20 protein-coding genes are annotated in these 20,499 nt (G+C 49.8%); 14 read left to right on the plus strand and 6 right to left on the minus strand.

Annotated features, from left to right (window positions below; translation table 11 throughout):
• Positions 1-192: 192 nt before the first annotated feature.
• From YC6258_RS08120 to YC6258_RS08135, 4 genes are read right to left on the minus strand one after another with little or no spacing between them, the layout of a single operon-like run.
• On the minus strand, positions 193-864 hold the full coding sequence (locus YC6258_RS08120) for a CDP-alcohol phosphatidyltransferase family protein (RefSeq protein ID WP_044616557.1): 672 nt from the start codon (positions 862-864) through the stop codon (positions 193-195).
• The gene (locus YC6258_RS08125) at positions 857-1,498 is read right to left on the minus strand and encodes an ATP-binding cassette domain-containing protein (RefSeq protein ID WP_044616558.1); all 642 of its coding nucleotides are present in this window, start codon (positions 1,496-1,498) and stop codon (positions 857-859) included. The genes YC6258_RS08120 and YC6258_RS08125 overlap by 8 nt, the downstream gene beginning before the upstream one ends.
• Positions 1,495-3,246: an ABC transporter permease gene (locus YC6258_RS08130; RefSeq protein ID WP_144407587.1), complete on the minus strand. Its 1,752-nt coding sequence runs from the start codon at positions 3,244-3,246 to the stop codon at positions 1,495-1,497. Before YC6258_RS08130 ends, YC6258_RS08125 begins: the two co-directional genes overlap by 4 nt.
• On the minus strand, positions 3,191-4,390 hold the full coding sequence (locus tag YC6258_RS08135) for an ABC transporter substrate-binding protein (RefSeq protein ID WP_044616560.1): 1,200 nt from the start codon (positions 4,388-4,390) through the stop codon (positions 3,191-3,193). Before YC6258_RS08135 ends, YC6258_RS08130 begins: the two co-directional genes overlap by 56 nt.
• Here YC6258_RS08135 and YC6258_RS30175 point away from each other — a divergent pair.
• The 5 genes from YC6258_RS30175 to waaC all read left to right on the plus strand — a co-directional run bounded on the left by YC6258_RS30175 (position 4,389) and on the right by waaC (position 9,939).
• Positions 4,389-4,544 (plus strand): hypothetical protein, encoded by a 156-nt coding sequence (locus YC6258_RS30175; RefSeq protein WP_169748947.1) that lies wholly within the window; start codon positions 4,389-4,391, stop codon positions 4,542-4,544. The two genes, YC6258_RS08135 and YC6258_RS30175, sit on opposite strands and share 2 nt — an antisense overlap.
• 9 nt (positions 4,545-4,553) lie before the next feature.
• Complete coding sequence (glnE, locus tag YC6258_RS08140; RefSeq protein ID WP_044616561.1) at positions 4,554-7,358, plus strand: bifunctional [glutamate--ammonia ligase]-adenylyl-L-tyrosine phosphorylase/[glutamate--ammonia-ligase] adenylyltransferase; 2,805 nt, start codon at positions 4,554-4,556, stop codon at positions 7,356-7,358.
• Positions 7,359-7,497: 139 nt separating this feature from the next.
• Entirely contained in the window at positions 7,498-8,430 is a 933-nt protein-coding gene (locus YC6258_RS08145; RefSeq protein ID WP_211264654.1) for a branched-chain amino acid transaminase, read from the plus strand.
• Between the two features lie 72 nt (positions 8,431-8,502).
• Positions 8,503-8,895, plus strand: a complete 393-nt coding sequence (locus tag YC6258_RS08150; RefSeq protein ID WP_044616562.1) for a DUF6165 family protein — start codon at positions 8,503-8,505, stop codon at positions 8,893-8,895.
• Positions 8,896-8,916: 21 nt separating this feature from the next.
• Positions 8,917-9,939 carry a lipopolysaccharide heptosyltransferase I gene (waaC, locus tag YC6258_RS08155; protein ID WP_082070609.1) on the plus strand — a complete coding sequence of 341 codons (1,023 nt, stop codon included), beginning with the start codon at positions 8,917-8,919 and terminating at the stop codon, positions 9,937-9,939.
• Here waaC and YC6258_RS27180 read toward each other — a convergent pair.
• Positions 9,929-10,357 carry a GNAT family N-acetyltransferase gene (locus YC6258_RS27180; RefSeq protein ID WP_052830155.1) on the minus strand — a complete coding sequence of 143 codons (429 nt, stop codon included), beginning with the start codon at positions 10,355-10,357 and terminating at the stop codon, positions 9,929-9,931. The two genes, waaC and YC6258_RS27180, sit on opposite strands and share 11 nt — an antisense overlap.
• Positions 10,358-10,627: 270 nt before the next feature.
• Between YC6258_RS27180 and lpxL the strand changes: the two genes are divergently transcribed.
• The 5 genes from lpxL to waaA all read left to right on the plus strand — a co-directional run bounded on the left by lpxL (position 10,628) and on the right by waaA (position 16,263).
• Positions 10,628-11,560, plus strand: a complete 933-nt coding sequence (gene lpxL, locus YC6258_RS08165; protein WP_044616563.1) for an LpxL/LpxP family Kdo(2)-lipid IV(A) lauroyl/palmitoleoyl acyltransferase — start codon at positions 10,628-10,630, stop codon at positions 11,558-11,560.
• Between the two features lie 169 nt (positions 11,561-11,729).
• A complete protein-coding gene (locus YC6258_RS27185) occupies positions 11,730-12,377 on the plus strand; it encodes an NUDIX domain-containing protein (protein WP_052830156.1) in 648 nt (215 codons plus the stop codon).
• A 48-nt stretch (positions 12,378-12,425) separates the two neighbouring features.
• Positions 12,426-14,396: an acetoacetate--CoA ligase gene (locus tag YC6258_RS08175; RefSeq protein ID WP_044616564.1), complete on the plus strand. Its 1,971-nt coding sequence runs from the start codon at positions 12,426-12,428 to the stop codon at positions 14,394-14,396.
• 194 nt (positions 14,397-14,590) lie between these two features.
• On the plus strand, positions 14,591-14,848 hold the full coding sequence (locus YC6258_RS08180) for a hypothetical protein (RefSeq protein ID WP_044616565.1): 258 nt from the start codon (positions 14,591-14,593) through the stop codon (positions 14,846-14,848).
• Positions 14,849-15,006: 158 nt separating this feature from the next.
• Positions 15,007-16,263, plus strand: a complete 1,257-nt coding sequence (waaA, locus tag YC6258_RS08185; protein ID WP_044616566.1) for a lipid IV(A) 3-deoxy-D-manno-octulosonic acid transferase — start codon at positions 15,007-15,009, stop codon at positions 16,261-16,263.
• Positions 16,264-16,293: 30 nt separating this feature from the next.
• Here waaA and YC6258_RS08190 read toward each other — a convergent pair whose 3' ends face one another.
• A complete protein-coding gene (locus tag YC6258_RS08190; RefSeq protein WP_044616567.1) occupies positions 16,294-17,607 on the minus strand; it encodes a TolC family outer membrane protein in 1,314 nt (437 codons plus the stop codon).
• A 285-nt stretch (positions 17,608-17,892) separates the two neighbouring features.
• Here YC6258_RS08190 and YC6258_RS08195 point away from each other — a divergent pair, with 285 nt between their 5' ends.
• The 4 genes from YC6258_RS08195 (at position 17,893) to YC6258_RS08210 (ending at position 20,496) form a co-directional block, all read left to right on the plus strand.
• Complete coding sequence (locus YC6258_RS08195; protein ID WP_044616568.1) at positions 17,893-18,483, plus strand: NUDIX domain-containing protein; 591 nt, start codon at positions 17,893-17,895, stop codon at positions 18,481-18,483.
• A gap of 3 nt (positions 18,484-18,486) precedes the next feature.
• Positions 18,487-18,957: a DUF1249 domain-containing protein gene (locus YC6258_RS08200; protein WP_052830158.1), complete on the plus strand. Its 471-nt coding sequence runs from the start codon at positions 18,487-18,489 to the stop codon at positions 18,955-18,957.
• A 109-nt stretch (positions 18,958-19,066) separates the two neighbouring features.
• Positions 19,067-19,864 (plus strand): 3',5'-cyclic-AMP phosphodiesterase, encoded by a 798-nt coding sequence (gene cpdA / locus YC6258_RS08205; RefSeq protein ID WP_052830159.1) that lies wholly within the window; start codon positions 19,067-19,069, stop codon positions 19,862-19,864.
• A gap of 44 nt (positions 19,865-19,908) precedes the next feature.
• Positions 19,909-20,496, plus strand: a complete 588-nt coding sequence (locus YC6258_RS08210; RefSeq protein ID WP_044616571.1) for a YqiA/YcfP family alpha/beta fold hydrolase — start codon at positions 19,909-19,911, stop codon at positions 20,494-20,496.
• The last annotated feature ends 3 nt before the right edge of the window (positions 20,497-20,499 follow it).

A 20,499-nucleotide genomic window follows, 5' to 3' on the forward strand; every position in this document is an offset into this window, starting at 1 on the left:
TGGCCGGGTTAAGTGAGCGATGCAGAGATGCACCGCAGCGCTCATCAAAACGATCAGGATGATTTGTTTGGTGGCTGGCTAATAACCAACCGTGTTATCCGGGAGAGTCTGGCAGATTAAGTGGCTGGCAGATTCAGTGGCAGGCACCATGATCTGCGGATGTGATGCCAGGTACCCCTGTACCACTTGTCGTTAATGGCAATCCCGGCCTTGGTTTTCCGTTTCGCATTGATGCGTTGCGTCTGTTCGGGACGCCGCTGACTTAATGGTCAGAAAGCCTGACCATACCCGGGTGGCGGTGGTGACATAACAGATGCCGGCGAAGATCCACGCCAGCAGACTGAAGTGTTCCGGCAGCAGGCAGAATGCCACAAAAAACAAAATGGTTTCGGTGCCTTCCGCCAGTCCATCCAGATAGTGAAATCCTTTGTTCTGATATATCAGACTCTTCAGGTGGAGCTTTTCCGCCATAATGGCAAATGCCAGAAAGCTTGATCCTGTCCCCATAAACCCGAATAACAGGGCACATGCAGCCAGGGCATTGTGTTGTGGTGCCGCCAGCGCAAAACCCAAGACCACGGCGGCATAAAAGATAAAATCCAGCACGATATCGAGAAAGGCACCGTGATCGGTGCTGCTGTGCAGGCGCGCCAGTTCGCCGTCCAGACCATCGGCGATCCGGTTCAGGGTGATAACCAGCAATGCCAGCAGATAGTGTTGGGTTGCCAACAGTGGTACGGCCAGCAGACCAATGGCAAAGCCGGCCAGAGTGACCTCATTGGCTTTGATGCCGGCGGCTGCCATTCTGGTGGCGAGAAAGCGCCAGGGCCGTTTCAGCAGTGGCAGTGTCCAGCGGTCAAGCATGGTTATTCTCCAGTTGAATCAGTTGTCCGTATTCCGGCCGGTCCTGGGAGTCATGGGTCACCAGCAACGCCGGTATCTGTCGCTCGCGAATCAGGTCAAAGACAAATTGACGAAACTGCGAGCGCAGTTGCTGATCGAGTTTATTAAAGGGTTCATCGAGGAGGATGGCTTTGGGCTGTGACAGCAGCGTCCGCAACAGACTGATGCGGGCCCGTTGACCTCCCGACAGTGTATCAATACGGCGGCGTTCGAAACCCGCCAGCCCGGCTTCCTGAAGGGCGGTTTCAATTTGCAACTGCCGCTCTCTGCGGTGAGTGCCCGGCGGAATGCCGAAGGCCATGTTTTCGAACACATTCATATGCGGAAACAGCAGATCGTCCTGAAACAGAGTACCGATATGTCGTTGTTCCATGGGCAGGTCATGAATGGCCTTGCCATTCAGCAGGATCTGTCCCTGTAGTGAGAAGTCATGGCTCAGACTTCCATTGATCGCGGCCAGCAGGGTGGATTTGCCGCAACCGCTGGGGCCCATCACTGTAGCGATGGCCCCGGCCGGAATATCCAGATCGAAATGTTGGATTAACGGCGCCCGTCCAGCGGTGGTGATGGTGAGGTCTTGCAGAATCAGCGTCATGAATGTCGGTTTCCATAAGCGGGCCAGCACAATGCCAGAGTATAGCCGGCCAGAGGTATCAGCAGTTGCCAGAGCACGTAAACGGAAGCTACCCGGCGGTCACTGCCGCTGGCCAGACTGACGGCTTCAGTGGTGATGGTGGGAATCCGTCCGGCACCGACATACACCGTTACCAGATATTGTGCCACGCTGACTGCAAATCCCACCGACATGGTCAGCAGCAGCGGACGCGTCAACAGCGCCCGTTTGACCTGCCAGAAGGCACGCCAGCGGGAGCGACACAAGGCGATGGCCAGGGTCTGGTAACGTTCGTCAAAAGCCCGATAAGGGCCGGCCAGGGTCAAAAAGGTATAGGGCAGCACGAAGATCAGGTGAGCGCCGATCAGGCTGATCCGGCTGGCTTCCAGATGCAGGGTCAGCAATAAGGTTTGCAATCCGAATACGAAGGCAATCTGTGGAATCAACAGTGGCAGGTACAACAGCCATAGAGTGCGACTGGGATCGAACCGTGCATTGCGGCGTTTCAGCACCTGCTCGTATTCGAGACAACCGACCACCAGTACTATGGCAATCAGCACCGAGCCCATCCCGGCCAGTAGGGTGTTCCAAAATGGCTGCTGTAGCTGTTCCAGGCTGGCCAGCCAGTAGCGTCCGCTCCATTGCGACGGTAGTGCATCGGGAAAACGCCAGCGTCGGGTCACGCTCCACAATATGGTGACCAGCAGATTAAGGCCGGTAATGATCAGCAGACCGGCAGCTACCGGAGCAGCCAGTGGTCTGAGTATTTTCAGATAACTGCTGCGCCGGCCATTGATCAGCCATCCGCGACAGCACCGTTGCATGAGTTTCTCCATGACCAGTACCACTATCACAGCCAGTGCACAGATCAGCAGTAATAACGTGGCAGCAGCAGAGGCCGTGAGCCGCTGTTGCAAATCCGGGTCGTTAAACCAGCGGTGGATCAGCACCGCAAAGGTTGGCGGCGTGGTCGGTCCCGTCACTAGCGCCAGTTCCACTGTTGACAGCGAATAAACCAGTACCGCCAGCGCCGGCAGACGCAGTTGTGGCCACAGCTGTGGCAGCAGAATCTTGAGCCAGCTCTGGTACTGATCGTAACCCAGACTGCGGGCCACCGTCAGACTTTGCCGGATGGCCAGCTGATGTACCGCTGACAAACTCATTAGCAACAGGAAGGGCAATTCTTTGAGCGTCAGGGTGAGAATCAGGCTGAAGCCGGCCGGATCTTTGACCAGCAACCAGTCCGGCGGGGTTTCAAAACCGCTCAAACCCGGCGAGATCCATCGCATCAGCCAGCCACTCGGTGCGATCAGCAGAGCCAGCCCGGCAGCAAACGCCACGTGAGGAAATGCCAGTACCGGTGCCAGTAACCATTGAATGATCCGCCAGAAGCGGGTGTCGTAGAGCAGCATTAACAGCAGCAGGCTCAACAGCGTGGCGAGTATTGCCGATAACAGTCCGGTTTTGAGGGTCAGCCACAGGGCGCTGGCCGCCGATGGGTGATTGAACACCTGTTGCCATGGATTCAGGCTCAGTTGGTGAGCCCCGATGGCCGGCAGATATCCCACTGCCGGCAACCAGGTGGCAAACAGACCAAACCCCAGTGGCAGCAGGAACGCTGCCAGAGTCAGTCGTGGAAACCAACGCAGGTGACTGTTGTTCAATACCTGGGCCTTAATGTGCGTAGCGTTGCTGCCAGGCCTGCTCCAGTGGTTCCACCCAGCTGACATGGGGCTCCGGAATCACGTTAGCCAGATCCTGCGCTGATAGTGCTGCTTTGCCAGCTGGCAGGGCATCGAACAACGCTTTGTCAGCACTGCTGAGCTTGTCCATGGAGAGCACCGTGGGATCACCCCAGACCTGAGTATCTGCTTTATGAGCCTGGGCTTGTGGTGACATAAGAAAATCGGCTACGACCATGGCTGCTGCTTTGGCTGAGGCGTTGAATGGAATGGCGACGAAGTGAGTATTGGCGATGGTGCCGCTGCGGTGCACATAACTGCGGATGCTGTCTGGCAATTCGCCGCTGTTGATGGCATTGCTGGCGTCGTTGGGATTGAACGACAGGGAAATATCAATTTCGCCATCATTCAATAACTGCTGCATCTCTGCGGATCCCGAGGTAAAGGTTTTACCCTGACGCCACATCAGTGGATGGAGCTGGTCCAGAAAGTCCCATAAAGGTTTGGTCACCTGGTCGAAATCCACCTCGCTGACGGGTTTGGACAATACCTTTGGATCCTGAGCCAGTTCATAAAGTGCCTGTTTCAGAAACGTGGTGCCGTGAAACGCTGGAGGAGCCGGATAGGTCATACGCCCCGGATGCTGGCGGGCAAATGCCAGCAGCTCAGTCATGCTCCGTGGCGGCTGGCTGATTCTGGCGGAGTCATACATAAACACCAGCTGTGCCATGCCCCAGGGGGCTTCGAGGTTGTCCACCGGGGTGGTGAAGTCATACAGCGTGGTGATCTTGTGTTCGGTGTCCACCAACGCATAGTTCGGCAAGTCCTGGGTAAACGGGCCGTATAACAGACTATTTGCTTTCATGGCACGAAAGTTTTCGCCATTTATCCAGATCAGGTCGACGGTACCATCGGTTGTCCGGCCGGCGGTTTTTTCCGCCAGGATGCGACTGACCACATCGGCCGCATCATTGATTTTGACCTGTTCGAGTTTGATGCCGTAACGCTGGTTTACTTCCTTGCCGGCCCAGCGAATATAATCGTTGATGGTTTCCGATCCACCCCAGGCGTTAAAGTAGACCGTCTGGCCTCGGGCCTGTTGTTGAATCTGCTGCCAGTCGGCCGCCAGAGTATGACCGGACAGCACGGCTGTCAGGGTGACAAAAAAAAGAGCTGCGAGACGTATGCGCATGAAGAAGTCCTTGGTTAAAAAGAGTCGTTGCGTATTGGGACAGCAACAGGGCAATAAAGTTCCCTTGACTGCGGGTGTCGTGCATGACCTGCTTATCGTCCGGATTACCGCTACAATTGTTCACATTCGTATCTTTCCTTCAATTATTTATTAAGGCGCGCCGATGACCGAATTCCAAACCTGGCTGGACAGCCAGACCGTCACCGTCTCCGACACCCTGATGAGCTGGCTGAACCGGGTCTGGCCATTGTCGTTATTTGTGCAGCAGCAACTCAAGGCGCACCCTGATTGGCTGGACTGGTTACAGCAGCAGCTTGATCAACCCCTTCCTCCGGAACAGCAGTTACAGCGGCTGTTGGCCGATGAAGGTGACGAAAAAGCCGTCATGAAACTGCTGCGTGACTGGCGCAATCGTTATCAGATGCTGGTGATTCTGAAAGACTTCAATGGCGTCCTGGACCCTGAAGCATTGACGGCGGAACTGACTCGCCTGGCTGAGACGGCCGTCAATGAAACGCTGATCTGGATAGAAAAACAGTTTTTGGAAAAACATGGTACCCCGGCATTGTGTCCTTATTCCGACCAACCTCAAAGACTGTGTGTGGTGGCCATGGGCAAGTTTGGCGCGACGGAGTTGAATCTGTCGTCGGATATCGACCTGATGTTTGCGTTTCCAACAGAAGGAGAGGCAAGTGGTGGTCTGAGCCACAGTGAATACTTCATTAAACAGAGCCGAAAACTGGTGCAGTTACTGGATACCCAAACCGCTGATGGTTTTGTCTATCGGGTCGATATTCGGCTGCGGCCCTGGGGGCAGAGCGGGCCCGTGGCCGCCAACTTCAATTTCATGCGTAATTACTACCGGGAGCAGGGTCGGGACTGGGAGCGTTATGCCCTGATCAAGGCCAGAGTCGTCGCCGGTGACGAACAGGCAAGCGTTCAGTTAATGCAGGTTTTCAATGAGTTCGTCTATCGCCGTTATGTGGATTTTCAAGCTTTGACCGCACTGCGCAGCATGAAAGCCATGATCGCCATGGAAGTTCGCAAACAGGGCCGGGATAACAACATCAAACTGGGTTCCGGCGGTATTCGGGAAGTGGAATTTATTGTCCAGGCGGTTCAGATGATTCGTGGCGGTCAGGACCTGAATCTGCAACAACCCAATATCTGGCGTATCTGCCAGGTGATCCGTGACAATCAGTACCTGCCGGAAGAAGTGGTGGATGAGTTGCGCCGGGACTATGACCTGTTGCGTCGGGTGGAGCATGCTCTGCAGGCCTGGCAGGACAAGCAGACTCAGTTGCTGCCCGATGATGACAGTGGCTGGCGGCGGCTGACTGAGGTGTTGGGATTGACGGGGATTGATGAAACCAAACAGCTTATTCAGCAATGCCGGCAGCGTATTTCCGACCATTTTGATCGTTTTATTGCTGCCGATGAGGTGACCGAAGGGCAGGAATATCAGCCCTGGATTGAGGCCTGGCAACGACAGGATCTCAGTCTGATACCCGACGCCGGGCTTCAGGCGGAGATTCAGGCATATATCAACAGTGATCCGGTCAGCCGCATGCAGACTGAAAGCCGGGAACGGCTGGATGCGCTGTTTCCGCTGTTGCTAAAGGAACTGTCAGCATTCAATCAGCCAATGGTAGTCTGGCAGCGGGTGCAGAAATTCCTCGATGCCATACTTCGCCGCAGTGTGTACATGCTGTTGCTGAGGGAGCACCCCCATGCTCTGCGACAATTGCTGAAACTGATGAGCCTGAGCAGCTGGGTGGCAGAAATACTCCGTGATAAACCCTATTTGCTGGATGAACTGACCGATCAGGAAGCTTTGTATTCACTGCCCAGTCTGCGGCAGCTGAATGATGAGTTAAGAGCCCACCTGCTGCGCTGGCCGGAGGATGACCTGGAACAGCAGATGGAAGTGCTGCGGCAGTTTCGTCATGGCCGTATGTTACGGGCGGCCGCCTGTGAGCTCACCGATGCATTGCCGCTGATGAAAATCAGTGACTATCTGGCACATACCGCTGAGGCGGTGGTCGGACAGAGCGTCTGGACCACCTGGCGGCAGTTGACCGCCAAATACGGCAGACCGATGAAAACCCGGGAAGAGCCCTGCAATCCCGATTTTATCGTGGTGGGCTATGGCAAACTCGGAGGTCTCGAACTCAATTACGAGTCTGATCTCGATCTGGTGTATATCCACAATGCTCACGGACAATTGGAAACTGAAGGACCGAAAGTCATTGATAACAGTCTGTTTTTCGTTCGTCTGGGACAAAAGCTGACCCATACCCTGAGCGCACTGACGTCTTCCGGCACCCTGTATGAAGTGGATTTGCGTCTGCGGCCATCCGGTGGCAAGGGCCCATTAGTCAGCAGTCTGACGGCGTTTGAAAAATACCAGTTGCAGGATGCCTGGACCTGGGAACATCAGGCGCTGGTCAGAGCCCGCTGTATAGCCGGTGATGAGGAGCTGAAAGCCGCGTTTGAGGCCGTTCGGCATAAGGTGTTGTGCATACCGCGGGACGCTGAAAAGCTGCGTAACGAGGTTGTCGATATGCGGCAAAAAATGAGTGCTCACCTGAGCAGTCGTGCAAAAGGCAAAGACGATACCAAAGTATTTCACCTCAAACAGGATCCGGGAGGCATCGTCGATATTGAGTTTATGGTGCAGTACGGCGTACTGGCCCGCGCCTGTTTGTTGCCGGAGTTAACCCGTTGGACCGATAACGTGCGCCTGATTGAAAGCCTTGAACAAGCCGGTTTTTTTACCAAGGAGCAGGCGAGACAGCTGCTGGATGCTTATCTGGCTTATCGGGCTCAGGGTCATTACTGCATGTTACAGCAAAAGAGTTCGTTGCTTGAGACGCCTGAGGATCTCGAACGTTTTAATGAACATCGTCTGGCGGTTCGCACTATATGGACGACAGTGATGGAAACTGGAGAACAACAGCCTGGCTGAATTCTGCCGTTGTTGAAGAAATTGACGTGCTTTTTGATCCCAGCCGGTTGTCAGATGTGGAGGTAAGTTTATACACTGCCCGGCTCGAATAACCAATGACCTGCTGCACTCAAGCGGCAGGTCTGACAGGAGACGTAACATGGTAATGCCGGCAATGGCCGATCGTGATGGCTACATATGGTTTGATGGCGATATGATCCCGTGGCGTGATGCCAAAGTACATTTACTGACCAACACTCTGCATTATGGAATGGGGGTGTTTGAAGGTGTACGGGCGTATCAGACTGAGCAGGGACCGGCTATTTTCCGGCTGACCGAACACACTGACCGGCTGTTTCGCAGTGCTCACATCATGCGTATGCCGATGCCATTCAGCAAAGAGCAGATCAATGATGCTCAGAAAATGGTGATACTGAAAAACGATCTGGCCCATGCTTACCTGCGGCCGATGGTGTTTTATGGTGCCGAATCCATGGGCTTGCGTCCTGATCAGCTGCAGACCCATGTCATGGTTGCAGCATGGGAGTGGCCATCTTACATGTCTCCGGAAGCCCAGGAACTTGGCATCAAGGTCAAAACCTCTTCCTACAGTCGTCATCATGTGAATGTTTCGATGTGTAAGGCCAAAGCCAATGGTCACTACATCAATTCCATGCTGGCTTTGCAGGAAGCTCTGGACTGTGGTGCCGAAGAAGCTCTGCTATTGGATACCGAAGGCTATGTGGCAGAGGGCAGTGGCGAGAACGTGTTCATTGTGCGTGATGGCATTATCTATACTCCGGACCTGACCTCTGCGCTGGACGGCATCACCCGTCATACCATCTTCAAGCTGGCGGATGAACTCGGCATTGAAGTCAGAGAAAAGCGCATCACCCGCGATGAAGTTTACGTTGCCGATGAAGCATTTTTTACCGGTACGGCTGCGGAAGTGACGCCGATTCGCGAAGTGGACGGTCGGATGATTGGAGCCGGCAGGCGTGGGCCGGTGACAACGCAGATTCAGAGCCGTTACTTTGAACAGGTAAATGGCAAGCGTACCGTCAATACTGAATGGTTACATTACGTTAAATAATTGATCTCCTGATATCAGGAGATCATTGACTGGCTCCTTGTTGATGGGAGCCATTATTTTTTTGGAGTTGTTATGCTGATTCAAACACCGGTATCGCTGGGCGAAGTCATCGATAAAATTACTATCCTGGAAATCAAACAGGACAACATTACGGATGCTGACAAACTGAAAAATATCTCCGCCGAGCTGGTGCAATTGCAGCAGGTTATTGATCAGTGCCTGAATGAACAACAGCTCACCCAGCTGCAATCCCCGAAACAGCGACTGAAAGAGATCAATCAGAGTTTGTGGAAGATTGAAGATGATATTCGCGACTGTGAACGACAAAAGGATTTTGGCGAAAAATTTGTCGAACTGGCACGCAGTGTATATTTCACCAATGACAAACGTGCGGCGGTGAAAAAGGAAATCAATCTGGCGTTTGGTTCTGAGCTGGTTGAAGAAAAATCCTACCAGGCTTATTAAATTACAGGCCGCGTGTTATTCATGAAGATTCTGTTAGTGAAGCTCTCCTCCATGGGGGATATTTTTCACACCTATCCGGCAATCTCCGATCTCAAACAGATATATCCCGATGCCAGAGTGGATTGGCTGGTGGATCAGCAGTTCGCTGAAATTGCCGGCTGGCACCGAGGCGTGGAGCAGATTCACGCTGTTCCTCTTCGGGCCCTTAAAAAAAATGCCAACGCCGAGCTTAAGCAGCAATTGCGTGAGACCATCAGGCGACTCAAGCGAGAGCATTATGATTACATTATCGATGCCCAGGGATTGATGAAAAGTGCCTGGTTGAGCTTTCGGTTCAATGGGGTTCGCTATGGTTACGATTGGTCATCGGCCCGCGAAAGTCTTGCATCGTTATGTTATCAGCATAAATTGCCGGTAGCTGTTGATCAGCATGCTATTGATCGTATCCGCCAGCTGTTTGCACAGGCATTGGGTTATCAGTCGCAGTTGCCGCATCTGCCTGAATTCGGACTCGATCCCCAGCAATGGGCTCGCCCGGATGGAGCCCCGGCCCGCTATGGACTGGTATTCCCCGGCACCACTTGGTTAACCAAGCACTGGCGTGAGCGTTACTGGCTGGAATTTCTGGATCGCCAAACCATTAACGACGCTGTTTATATCGGTTGGGGCAGTCCACAGGAACGGCAGTTGGCGGAACGGATCAGTCAGCAACAGACGACGGCAAAAGTATTTGATGAGCGTTTAAGCTTTGCTGAAATGGCAAAGTGGATTGCTCATGCCAGTTGGGTTATGGGTGTGGACACCGGTTTTGTCCATCTGGCATCAGCCATGCAAAAACCAGTGCTGGCACTGTTTGGTCCCACTACACCGAAGCATACCGGAGTCACCGGACAGCACAGTGATAACCTGTGTACTGAACTACCCTGTTTTCCGTGTCGGAAAAAGATCTGCAAAATTGCAAATGACAGTGAGTCTGTGGTGTGTATGGAGCAACTGAAGCCACAGATAGTGCTCGACAAGGCGGAGCAGTTGTTTAAAAGTTGATCTGAAAAGTGGTTTGTTTTTTCAGTTCCCGAAAACCACCGCGACTGTAAAAACGAATGGCCCGTTCACGATTTTCGTTGGTTCTGACGACCAGGCGCTCATAGCCCAGTTCCTGAGTCCAGGCTTTGGCTGTCTGGATCAGTTTGCTGCCAATTCCGAGTGAGCGAAACCGCTCATCCACCACCAGAGCGGAAATTTCCACATAGCTTTGAGTTTGAATGTGTCTCACAACTGTTAATTGCATGTAGCCGACCACTTCCATATCTTTTTCCAGCACAAGCAGCTGGTAGACATCGGGATGGTGAGACATATAAGCAATGTGCTCGGCACAGGTCTCGGGGTTAACGGAATAGTCCAATTGTTCAGACAAGCGCGAAATCGCCTCGGCATCGTGGGTTTGTGCTAAACGTATCGACAACTGCTTTTCCTCTAGAAAAATAAGTTCTGTCGTCCCATTATTGTAATTGTTTATGACAGTCCTTAGGTGTCATAAGACTGCAGCACGATAATGAAACCGTATTCATGCAGTCTTCATTGATATCGCGGTTTACCCTAGTAGATTGTCTGAGTTGTCGCAACCGCCATTTCAGATCCCTTGCATACGTGTTGGAATTTTATCCGGTATCGTGGGTCTTTGTGGGTTAAAATCCGTTACCTTAAACCTGTTAAGTATATTGATCGATTATTCATGTCCATACATCGAAACTCTGACCTTGTTCATCAGCAGTCCTATCGAAATTTCATTCATCCGCGTTACTGGCCGACCTGGCTGATGTTGGCCTGTCTGTGGTTACTGACCCGTTTGCCAATGAGTGTTCAGTTGCAGTTAGGAGCCGGTCTGGGGTGGTTGGCTTACCATCTCGTTAAAAGTCGCCGACGAGTGACCGAAGTGAATATCCGAATGTGTTTTCCTGAGCTTTCTGCGGCAGAACAGCAGCAGTTGATCAAAGACATTTTTATTTCTTACGGCAAAGGACTGATGGAAACCGCCATGTCCTGGTTTCTGGATCCTCGACGATTGGCGGATAAAACCATTGTTGAGGGTGAAGAGATTCTTGAAGAGGCCCGGCGCGATGGTCGTGGCGTAATATTAGCCGGTGGCCATTTTGCTATCCTGGATCTGGCTTCGGCGCTATTCAGTCTACATAACACCGGGCTGGAAGTGGTTCAGCGTAGTCATGACAATCCCCTGTTCAATCTTTTCATGACCCGGGCCCGCGAGCGTAACGGTCATCATTGTCTGTCCCGTAAGGATTTGCGCGGAATGATCCGGATGCTTAAAAAAGGAAAGTTACTATGGTACGCACCAGATCAGGATTATGGTCGCCGTAACAGCGTATTCGTGCCATTTTTTAATATTGCCACCGCGACGATAACGTCCACCACGCGGTTGGCACAGTTAAGTGGTGCCACAGTCGTGCCTTGTTTTGCTCATCGTGAAAAAGGCGGCTATGTGTTGAAGTTTTACCCGCCCTGGCCGAAAACGGACGATGATGTGGAAAACGCCCGGCTTTACAATCAGTTTCTGGAGCAGCGGGTCAGGGAACATCCGGATCAATATCTCTGGTTGCATAAGCGTTTTAAAACACGCCCTGAAGGGGAGCCCGGTTTTTATCGGTAACTGGCGCGGGATAATCATTGATTCAGCTGACGTCAATACCGGATGAGCTATTAACCCGATCATGATATATACCAGGTTAATCGCGTGATCCGTGGACGTGCCTTCATGGATCTCCAGCCCAAGCCAGAGTAGCTGTATCCACGTAAATCACATGACATAAGGCATTACCATGAATTCATTTGCCCCGGTTTCATTTCGCCCCTTGATGTACGTGGCGGATCAGGAACAACAATACCAGTCACGGCCAGGAGCCTACGGTCTCATCTTTGATGCACAACGAAAGATATTGGTCGTTGAGGAAGATAGCGGATTTTTTCTTCCTGGAGGCGGTCAGGATCCTGGGGAGGATCTGACCGAAACGCTGGTTCGAGAAATTCGTGAGGAACTGGGAGCCTCGGTTGCAGAATTCAGTTATCTGCTGGCTGCCGATGACTGTCGCTATTCTCCGGTTTATCAGCGACATTTTCGAATTGAAGGGCACTATTTTCTGACCCGGTTGGAAAGCATTCATAACCTGACTCCGGAACCTGGTGCACGACTGCACTGGCTGGAATTGGAACAAGCGATATCATGCCTGAACCGCTATAACGAAAAATGGCAGTTAAGACAGTTTCATGGCGATATCCAGATTTATCCCGGTTATTCGACTAATGGCTATGTCTTTTGTCTGATGCATAATGGCCAGTATGATGATAAAAATCAGGTACGAGTGGCGCTGAATGAACAGGGTTTTCAGATACTGGAACAGAACTGTACCAGCCTGGCAAATGCTGATCGCCTGGTGGAGTATGTGAATAAGTTGTTCCTGAGTTTCTGAAAAATCCCGCAACGCGCCAAAGAACAAAAATAATAACAGGAAGCTCCAATGGATGATGTCTTATGGACGCCGGATGAACGGTATCGGCGTCAGTCTAATATGCAGTTATTTTGTGATTATCTGGTTGCGCAGGGTTATCCCTGTTTTGGTGATTATCCATCGCTACACCAGTGGTCGATCAGGAATTTGAATGATTTCTGGTTGCAATTCTGGCGTTTCAGTGGTCTGAAAGCATTAACCGAACCCACAGTTGGGTTTTCCGGAGACTCGGAAAATGCCGAACAACGTGGCTGGTTTCCAAACATAAGCCTTAATTATGCCGAGAATCTGTTGCGCTTCGCGAATGCGGAACCAGATCGGATTATAGCGGTTACTGTTAATGAACAAGGTGTCACCCGGGAAATCACCGGTGGGTGGTTATATCAGCAGGTGGCCGCGGTTGCCGTGGCATTGCGGACACTCGGGGTCGCGCCGGGAGACCGGGTGGTTGGATATCTGAACCATTCTCAGGAAGCTCTGGTGGTAATGCTGGCGACCACGGCCATTGGTGCTGTCTGGTCGTCTGCCTCACCGGACTTTGGCGCTGCCGGTATCATTGATCGTTTTGGTCAGATCTCGCCTAAAGTGGTGTTTGCCAACACCCGTTATCGTTATGGTGGTAAAGAGTATGATCGCAGACAGGAGATAAAAGAACTGGTGGACGCCCTGTCGCCATCTTTGAGCTGTTTGATCCCAATTGAGTCCGGTATTTCTATTGATACACCATGTCAGTCTTTATCATGGAAACAGTTTGTGCAGCAGGGAATGCAGGCAAATAATGACGGTAAAATAGACTATTTTTACGGTCCTTTTGATCACCCTCTGTTTATTTTGTTTTCATCCGGAACCACCGGGAAGCCGAAATGCATCGTTCATGGCAGTGGAGGGACTCTGCTCCAGCATGCCAAGGAACTGCTGTTGCATACCAATCTCACAATGGATTCTGTTTTCAGTTATTTCACAACCACTGGCTGGATGATGTGGAACTGGCAGGCTTCTGCATTGTTAACCGGTGCGAAACTCATCATGTTTGATGGTCATCCTGGTTATCCTGATACCACCCGGCTGTGGCGTTTGATCGAGCAATTTGACATCTCACATCTCGGTACCAGCGCAAAATATATTTCCAGTTGCAGGATTCAAAACATTCCGATGGCATCAATGCGAATGAAGTCTCTGCAGGTGTTGTTATCGACAGGCTCACCGTTACAGCCTGAGGATTTTGACTGGGTTTATCAGCACATGCCGCAAGTGCATCTGGCATCAATCAGTGGAGGGACGGATATCGTCTCTTGTTTTGTGCTGGGCAACCCCTTTTCTCCAGTTCGTCGGGGCCGTATCCAGGGACCCGGACTGGCTATGAATGTGCAGGCATATGACGAGTACGGAAACGCAGTGATTGGGCAAAAAGGCGAGTTGGTCTGTTTGAATCCGGTTCCATCCATGCCAGTCTGTTTCTGGAATGATAAACATCATAACCGTTATCGAGAGTGCTATTTTAATCGTTATCCGGGGGTTTGGGTGCACGGTGATTATGTTGAATTTGATCAGGATGGCAGTGCGATCATTCATGGACGTAGCGATACCACACTGAATCCAGGGGGAATTCGAATCGGTACGGCAGAGATTTATCGGCAGGTAGAGACTATTGCCGGTGTTCTGGATAGCCTGGTGGTGGGTATGCCGGAAGCCGGAGATACAGTGATTGTCTTAATGGTGAAGTTAACTGCAGAGACTGTTTTCACGGTGGAGTTGGTCGAAAATATAAAAAGTACCATCAGGCGCTGCGCCAGTCCCAGACATGTACCAAAATATGTGTTTCAGATTTCGGATATTCCCTACACCCGCAGTGGAAAAAAAGTTGAGCTGGCGGCTTTGAATGCATTGACGGGTCGTTCGATTGAAAACCAATCCGCTCTGGCCAATCCTGAGGTACTGGATGAAATTGCCCGACTGTTCCCATCTGTACCAGAAAAATAGTGAGTTGGATGACCGGAATTTCGATGCAGATAATTATTAACATGTTAATAAAGAATATCTCGTTTTTGGAGACTGTTTAACATTCTGGATAACAATTTTTCACCAAATTGAGTGGCAATGGGACGGCCTTGTTCTATCATTTCAATTAGCAGCAGTTAAGAAATGATGAAAAATGTCTGGCAGGAAGCATTAAGATGATGAACAGTTCGGCGTTGGATGTACTGGCTTTTATCAAAGAAAATCCGTCGTATCATGCGGTCCCGGGATTATTCATTAGTGAATCCAGTGGGACTTCATATCAGATGTGGGCGGCGGTGAATGGTGGGGATGTTTTTATCCCTCGCTGGGATGAGATTTTGGCTTTTGTTCCAGATGGTCGGTGGGCACCTATTTCCGGTTCAGTAAAAGGTCAGGCCAGAGTGCGGGACTCCAGAATGGCCGTTATTATTTAGCAGTGTAGTGATTCAATCTAACTAAGCCCATGTTTTGGGATGGTTCTTCGCCATCCTTTTTTTTGTATATCACAGTCTGAACAGACGATCTTAAAGGCAAAATAAGATACCATCCCCGGATATTCTCATCGATTCATATTTGAAGACAAAATCATATCATGTTGCGCCGGTTATACACCTTTCTGCTCACTCTTTTATTGCCTTTCATTTTTATGCGTCTATGGTTGAAGTCAAGATCATCCCCAGGGTATGGAAAAGGATGGTCCGAGCGGCTTGGGAAATGCGTGGTGCCTGAACATCGAGCTGTGATCTGGTTTCATGCTGTTTCGCTGGGTGAAAGCGTTGCCGCAACTCCTTTGATCGAACGATGCCAGCAAGAGCTCGCATCATTTGAATATCTAATCACCAATACTACTGCCACCGGTGCTGAATATATTCAAAAGCATTTTGGTAACAGCGTTTTTCATCAGTACTTGCCTTACGATCATCCGTGGATTGTGCGTCGATTCTTGCGCAAACTGGCGCCCAAAATATTAGTTATTATGGAAACTGAAATGTGGCCAAACCTTCTGCATGAATGTGATAAAAAGAATATTACGGTTCTGCTGGCAAATGGAAGGATGAATCCGAAATCTGCGGGTCGATATTTAAAGGCCCCGGCGCTGACTGAACCGATGTTTGCCGCTATTCAAAAAGTGGCTGTTCAGACCGAAAGTGATTACCAGCAGTTTGTGCGCCTTGGTTTTGCCTCAGAGCAGCTTATTCTATGTGGCAATTTAAAATTTGATCAGGCGCTTGATGAAGACAAAATCATCATAGGAAAACAGTGGTATCAACAATGGCAGCGTCCCGTCTGGATTGCCGCGTCGACGCACCAGGGGGAAGAGGATCTGGCTCTGGAGGTGCATAAACGATTACTGCAGAGCTATCCGGATCTTTTACTGATTCTGGTGCCAAGGCATCCTGAACGATTTGATATGGTGGCCAATAAGGTTGAGTCCTATGGTCTGAACTTTGTCCGTCACGGTCAGGAACAAATACCGCAGTCAGATACCCAGGTTTTTTTGGGCGACACTTTAGGTCAGTTGATCAGCTATTATCAGGCCAGCGATATCTGTTTTGTAGGTGGTAGTCTGGTACCTGTTGGTGGGCATAATCCGTTAGAGCCGGCTGCCTTGGGGAAACCGGTACTCATGGGACCGGAAACCTTCAAGTGTGAAGATATTTGTAAGCAATTGAGCGAAGCTGGTGGTTTAGTGAGGGTAAGGACTGATTCATTGTTTAAGGAAGTGGACTTGTTACTGCAATCGCCTGCACGCAGAGAGCAATTGGCTGAAGCGGGAAAGCAGATGGTAGATCGTAGCAGAGGGGCTGTTATTCGGCAGTTTCACGTTATTGAGGAGATGCTGCGATAACACAGCATCTCCTCATTCCAGTCAGTTCGATTATTCTGAGATCAGCATATTGTTCAGTGAAACCAGATCATCTTCAGTAATGACACCCGCAGCCTGCTTCAGCTTCAGGATATCCAGCAGGTAGTCATACTGCGCAGTCTGAAAGCTCAGCTTGCTGGAAAAAAGGGTGCTCTGTGCTGACAATACTTCAACGATATTACGGGTGCCGACTTCATAACCAACCTGAGTGGCATCAAGGGCTTTAGAGCTCGATTCCACTGCTTTTTTCTGGGCTGCCACGTTTGCAATATCGGCTGTCAACTGACGGTGAGCCTGCCTGACTTCCAACTCAACATTGCGCTTGGTAAGCTCCAGATTCTGTAATGCTGAATTGTAGTTCAGGCCGGCCTCCAGAATTTCGGCACTGGTTTTACCACCGGTGTAGATGGGAACGGTCAGAGAAATACCCACTTCCGTTACACCGTTATCCTCTGTTCCCAGAAGGGCATTTTCTTTCATATAGTCAGAATATGTATAAGACACCGAACCTGCGAGGGTGGGTAAGCGGTTAGCCTTGTTGGCACCATAGCTTTTCTCAACGTATTTGGCGGTCTGGGTTACGGAACGGACGTCCGGGTGGGTTTTCAATGCGACACTGACCCACTCGCTGACACTGCCACTTTCAACTGCTGGCAGGGTAACTTCTTTCGGTAATACCTTTAATTTGTCTGGTATCTGGCCGGTCAGAACCGCAAAATTCTGCAGTGCGGTATCATAGGTAGCCTCTGCTTCAATCAGGGAAACCTGTGTCGCATCGTATGAAGCCTGGGCATCCAGTACATCAGTGATTGCCGCCAGGCCCACCTCATATTGTTGCTCTGTTTGCTCCAGTTGGCGCTTGACGGCTTCCAGCTGACTTTGAACTGATTCAACCGTGTCTTTGGCTGTCAAAACCGAGAAATAGTTCTCAGCTACACTGACCATCATCGTTTGTTGGGTGGAAAGGGTTTCGTATTTGGTTGCAGTTACATTTTCCTTGAAGGCATCATACAGCTTGATGGCGTAAAGGTTGAAAATAGCCTGGGTCAGTTCAACTTTGTACTTCATGACGCCCTTGTCAAAACGGACATCAGCGTCGTTGTCACCGGCGGAAGAAGATGCACCATAGCTGACACTACCTTCAACATTGGGCATCAGCAGGGCCAGTCCCTGTTTTGCCTGGGACTGGGCGATTTTTTCATCATTTGTATTGATAATCAGGGATGGATAAGACTCGACGGCTTGATTGTATAAGCTGATGAGATCTGACTCGGCATAGCTCATGGATGCGGTGCCAGCCAACAAAAGTGCTAAGATCTTTCTCATGTGGAATTCCATAGTTGGTTTACTTAATGCCTCAGGATTATAAAAAAGGCAGTATTTTTTAATTTTGGTTTACCCGACTTTTACAGCTTAATTGGGTTAAACACACCACTTTAAAGTGTAAGTGGGACAGGATAGGCCTTTGTGTATCTCATCGCTGTCGGGTTTGCCGAATGTGTTGCCAGCACTTAGGCGTGTTTTCACTAATCTAATGTATGAATGATTAAATAAAAACCCATTTATATATTAAATTTTTCTAATATAAAGTATGTATGATGGAGGTTATTTTTGGAATTCAAAATAATTAATCGGGAACGGGTATTTGATGGATTTTATAAGTTGGATCGTTTTCGGGTGCAACATGAACTGTTTAATGGTGGCATGAGCACAGAAATTGTGCGTGAAGTCATGGTGCGACCTGATGCAGTTTGTGTGTTGTTGTTTGATCCGACACTTGATCAGTTGGTATTTGTCGAACAGTTCAGGGTGGCAGCGAGTTTTCATGGTAGTCCCTGGTTATTGGAGCTGGTAGCCGGACTGATTGATAAAGACGAAACACCAGAGCAGGTAGGACGGCGCGAAGCTATGGAGGAAGCAGGATTGACGCTGGGGCGTATGGAGAAAATCTGTAATTATCTGCCGTCTCCCGGAGGCTCAAATGAAAAAGTATTTCTCTACGTGGCCGAAGTGGATAGTGCCAACGCCGGCGGAATATATGGGCTGGAAGAGGAAGGGGAGGATATTAAAGTTCACGTTTTAACGACAGCCGAGGCTTTTTCTGCCCTGGAAAACGGAAAAATCAATAACGCAGCCGGTATTATGGCTTTGCAATGGTTACAATTACACAAGACACGTTTGCGATCACTCTGGAGTCATTGAATCTTGTCCTCATTCCGAATCCCAAAGAAGAAATATGTTCCGGACCTGGCGCATGACAGTGCGACTTGTGAGGGCAACTATGCCAAATTGCAGAAAATCTTTCCTGATATGGAAGAAAATCAGCAATTAGAACTCGACCTGCATGACGGTAGACAGAGATATGCCAGAATACGATTAAAGGTACGGGAATGTTTTTCCTATACCGCAACGGTACAAATGGAAATCAGTTCTGTCATGCCTGTCAGCAAAAGTCTGCTGATCAGGGTATATCAGGATGCCCGGATGGCGGAAGTTGTGAAAGGTGAAAGCGGACGTCAGCACAACGGTGTGTATCCTTATCCCAATGAGCAGATGTATCAGGTTGATGAAAAAGCACAGCTGAATCGTTTTGTCTCAGAATGTTTGAGCCAATGTCTGAGCGATGGTCATATTGTCGAGTCTGCCGTACTGGATAGACTTTTTTCACAAATGTGAGCAAAACTTCTAAATACAATAACTATCCTGGTTTTTTTCCTGTTGTGAGTCTATGACTATAAAAATAAGTATGTAAAAATGGCTTCAGGATAAACGGATACTGTATGTTTTGAGTCAGAAAACTCCTTTTCAGCTTATTCAAATTACCGATCCTCATCTTCACGCAGGCGAAGAGGGTACCTTATTAGGATTGCAGACACAGAAAAGTCTTGATCTGGTGCTCGATAAAATTCGGGAAGAGCAGCCGGTTATTGATGCACTTATAGCAACAGGTGATATCGCACAGGATAGTTCCCTGCAGGCTTATCAGCGCTTTAAAACCATCTTGGAAGGTTTTGGAGTGACTATCCGCTGGTGTCCGGGTAATCATGATAATAAAAACACCATGAATCGGGCGGCAGAGAAATCTGAACTGATTGAAAAATTTATCGTGACAGATTTTTGGGTAATTTTGTTATTGGATTCCAGCGTTCCGCACAAAGTGTATGGTCGGTTTGGTCACGATCAGTTTGAACTCGTTAATCAGGTGGCTGGTAAGTACCCTGATAAACATATTCTGATTGCTTTTCATCATCACCCGTTACCAATGGGGAGTCATTGGATTGATCAGCAGCAAATTAAAAATGGTAGTGAGCTGTTAACGACTGTTCGCAAGTACCCCAACATTAAAGCGTTATTGTGGGGGCATGTGCATCAGGAACGGGATGAGGTTATTGATGGACTGCGATTCATTTCCACGCCATCCACCTGTGTTCAGTTCGAGCCACATTCTGAAGACTTCTCAATTGATAAAACCGGACCCGGTTACCGCTGGCTGAAATTGTATGACGATGGCTCGATAGAGACCGCTGTATCCAGAGTGCAAAATGTGGAATTTGAAATAGATTACAGCGTCAAAGGCTACTGAGCATTACCCAAAACCCTCATTTACTGCCAGGGCAGGATTGCTTTCTGAAGAAAAAACTCGTTTTTCTACATGGATTTCTGAGTTCTCCTGACTCTGAAAAGGCGCAGATTCTGCGCCATAATCTGCATCTGTTCCCCCATGCCGTTGGCTTTGAAGTTCCACAAATTCCGCTGGATCTGAGTCGTGCTCAGGTTATGCTGGCTGACTTGGTTGTGCAGAGTCGCCATAATGGTGTTGAACCGGTCTTTATCGGTAGCTCCCTGGGAGGTTTCTTTGCCTGGCAGCTGGCGGCAGAGTTTGCCGTCAAAGCGGTATTGGTAAACCCAGCGGTACAGCCCGATATCTCTTTACAACACTACCCTGACACTGTTCAAAATCCCTACACCGGCGAAACACTCCATATAAATCAAAACGTTATCGAAACCCTGAAAAAATGGCGGGAGACTCGACGGATACCAAACAAACAGATTATGCTTGTGCTGCAGACAGGTGATGAGGTGTTGGATTACCGCGATGCACTTAGCCGGTTCCCGGTTTCTCAGGCACTTATTCAGCCCCGTGGAAGTCATCGCTTTGAACAGTTTGAAACCACACTTCCCGCCATCAGCCATTTTTTAAATTTAAATAAATAGACA

It is taken from the genome of Gynuella sunshinyii YC6258 (genome assembly GCF_000940805.1).
GTDB lineage: Bacteria > Pseudomonadota > Gammaproteobacteria > Pseudomonadales > Natronospirillaceae > Gynuella > Gynuella sunshinyii.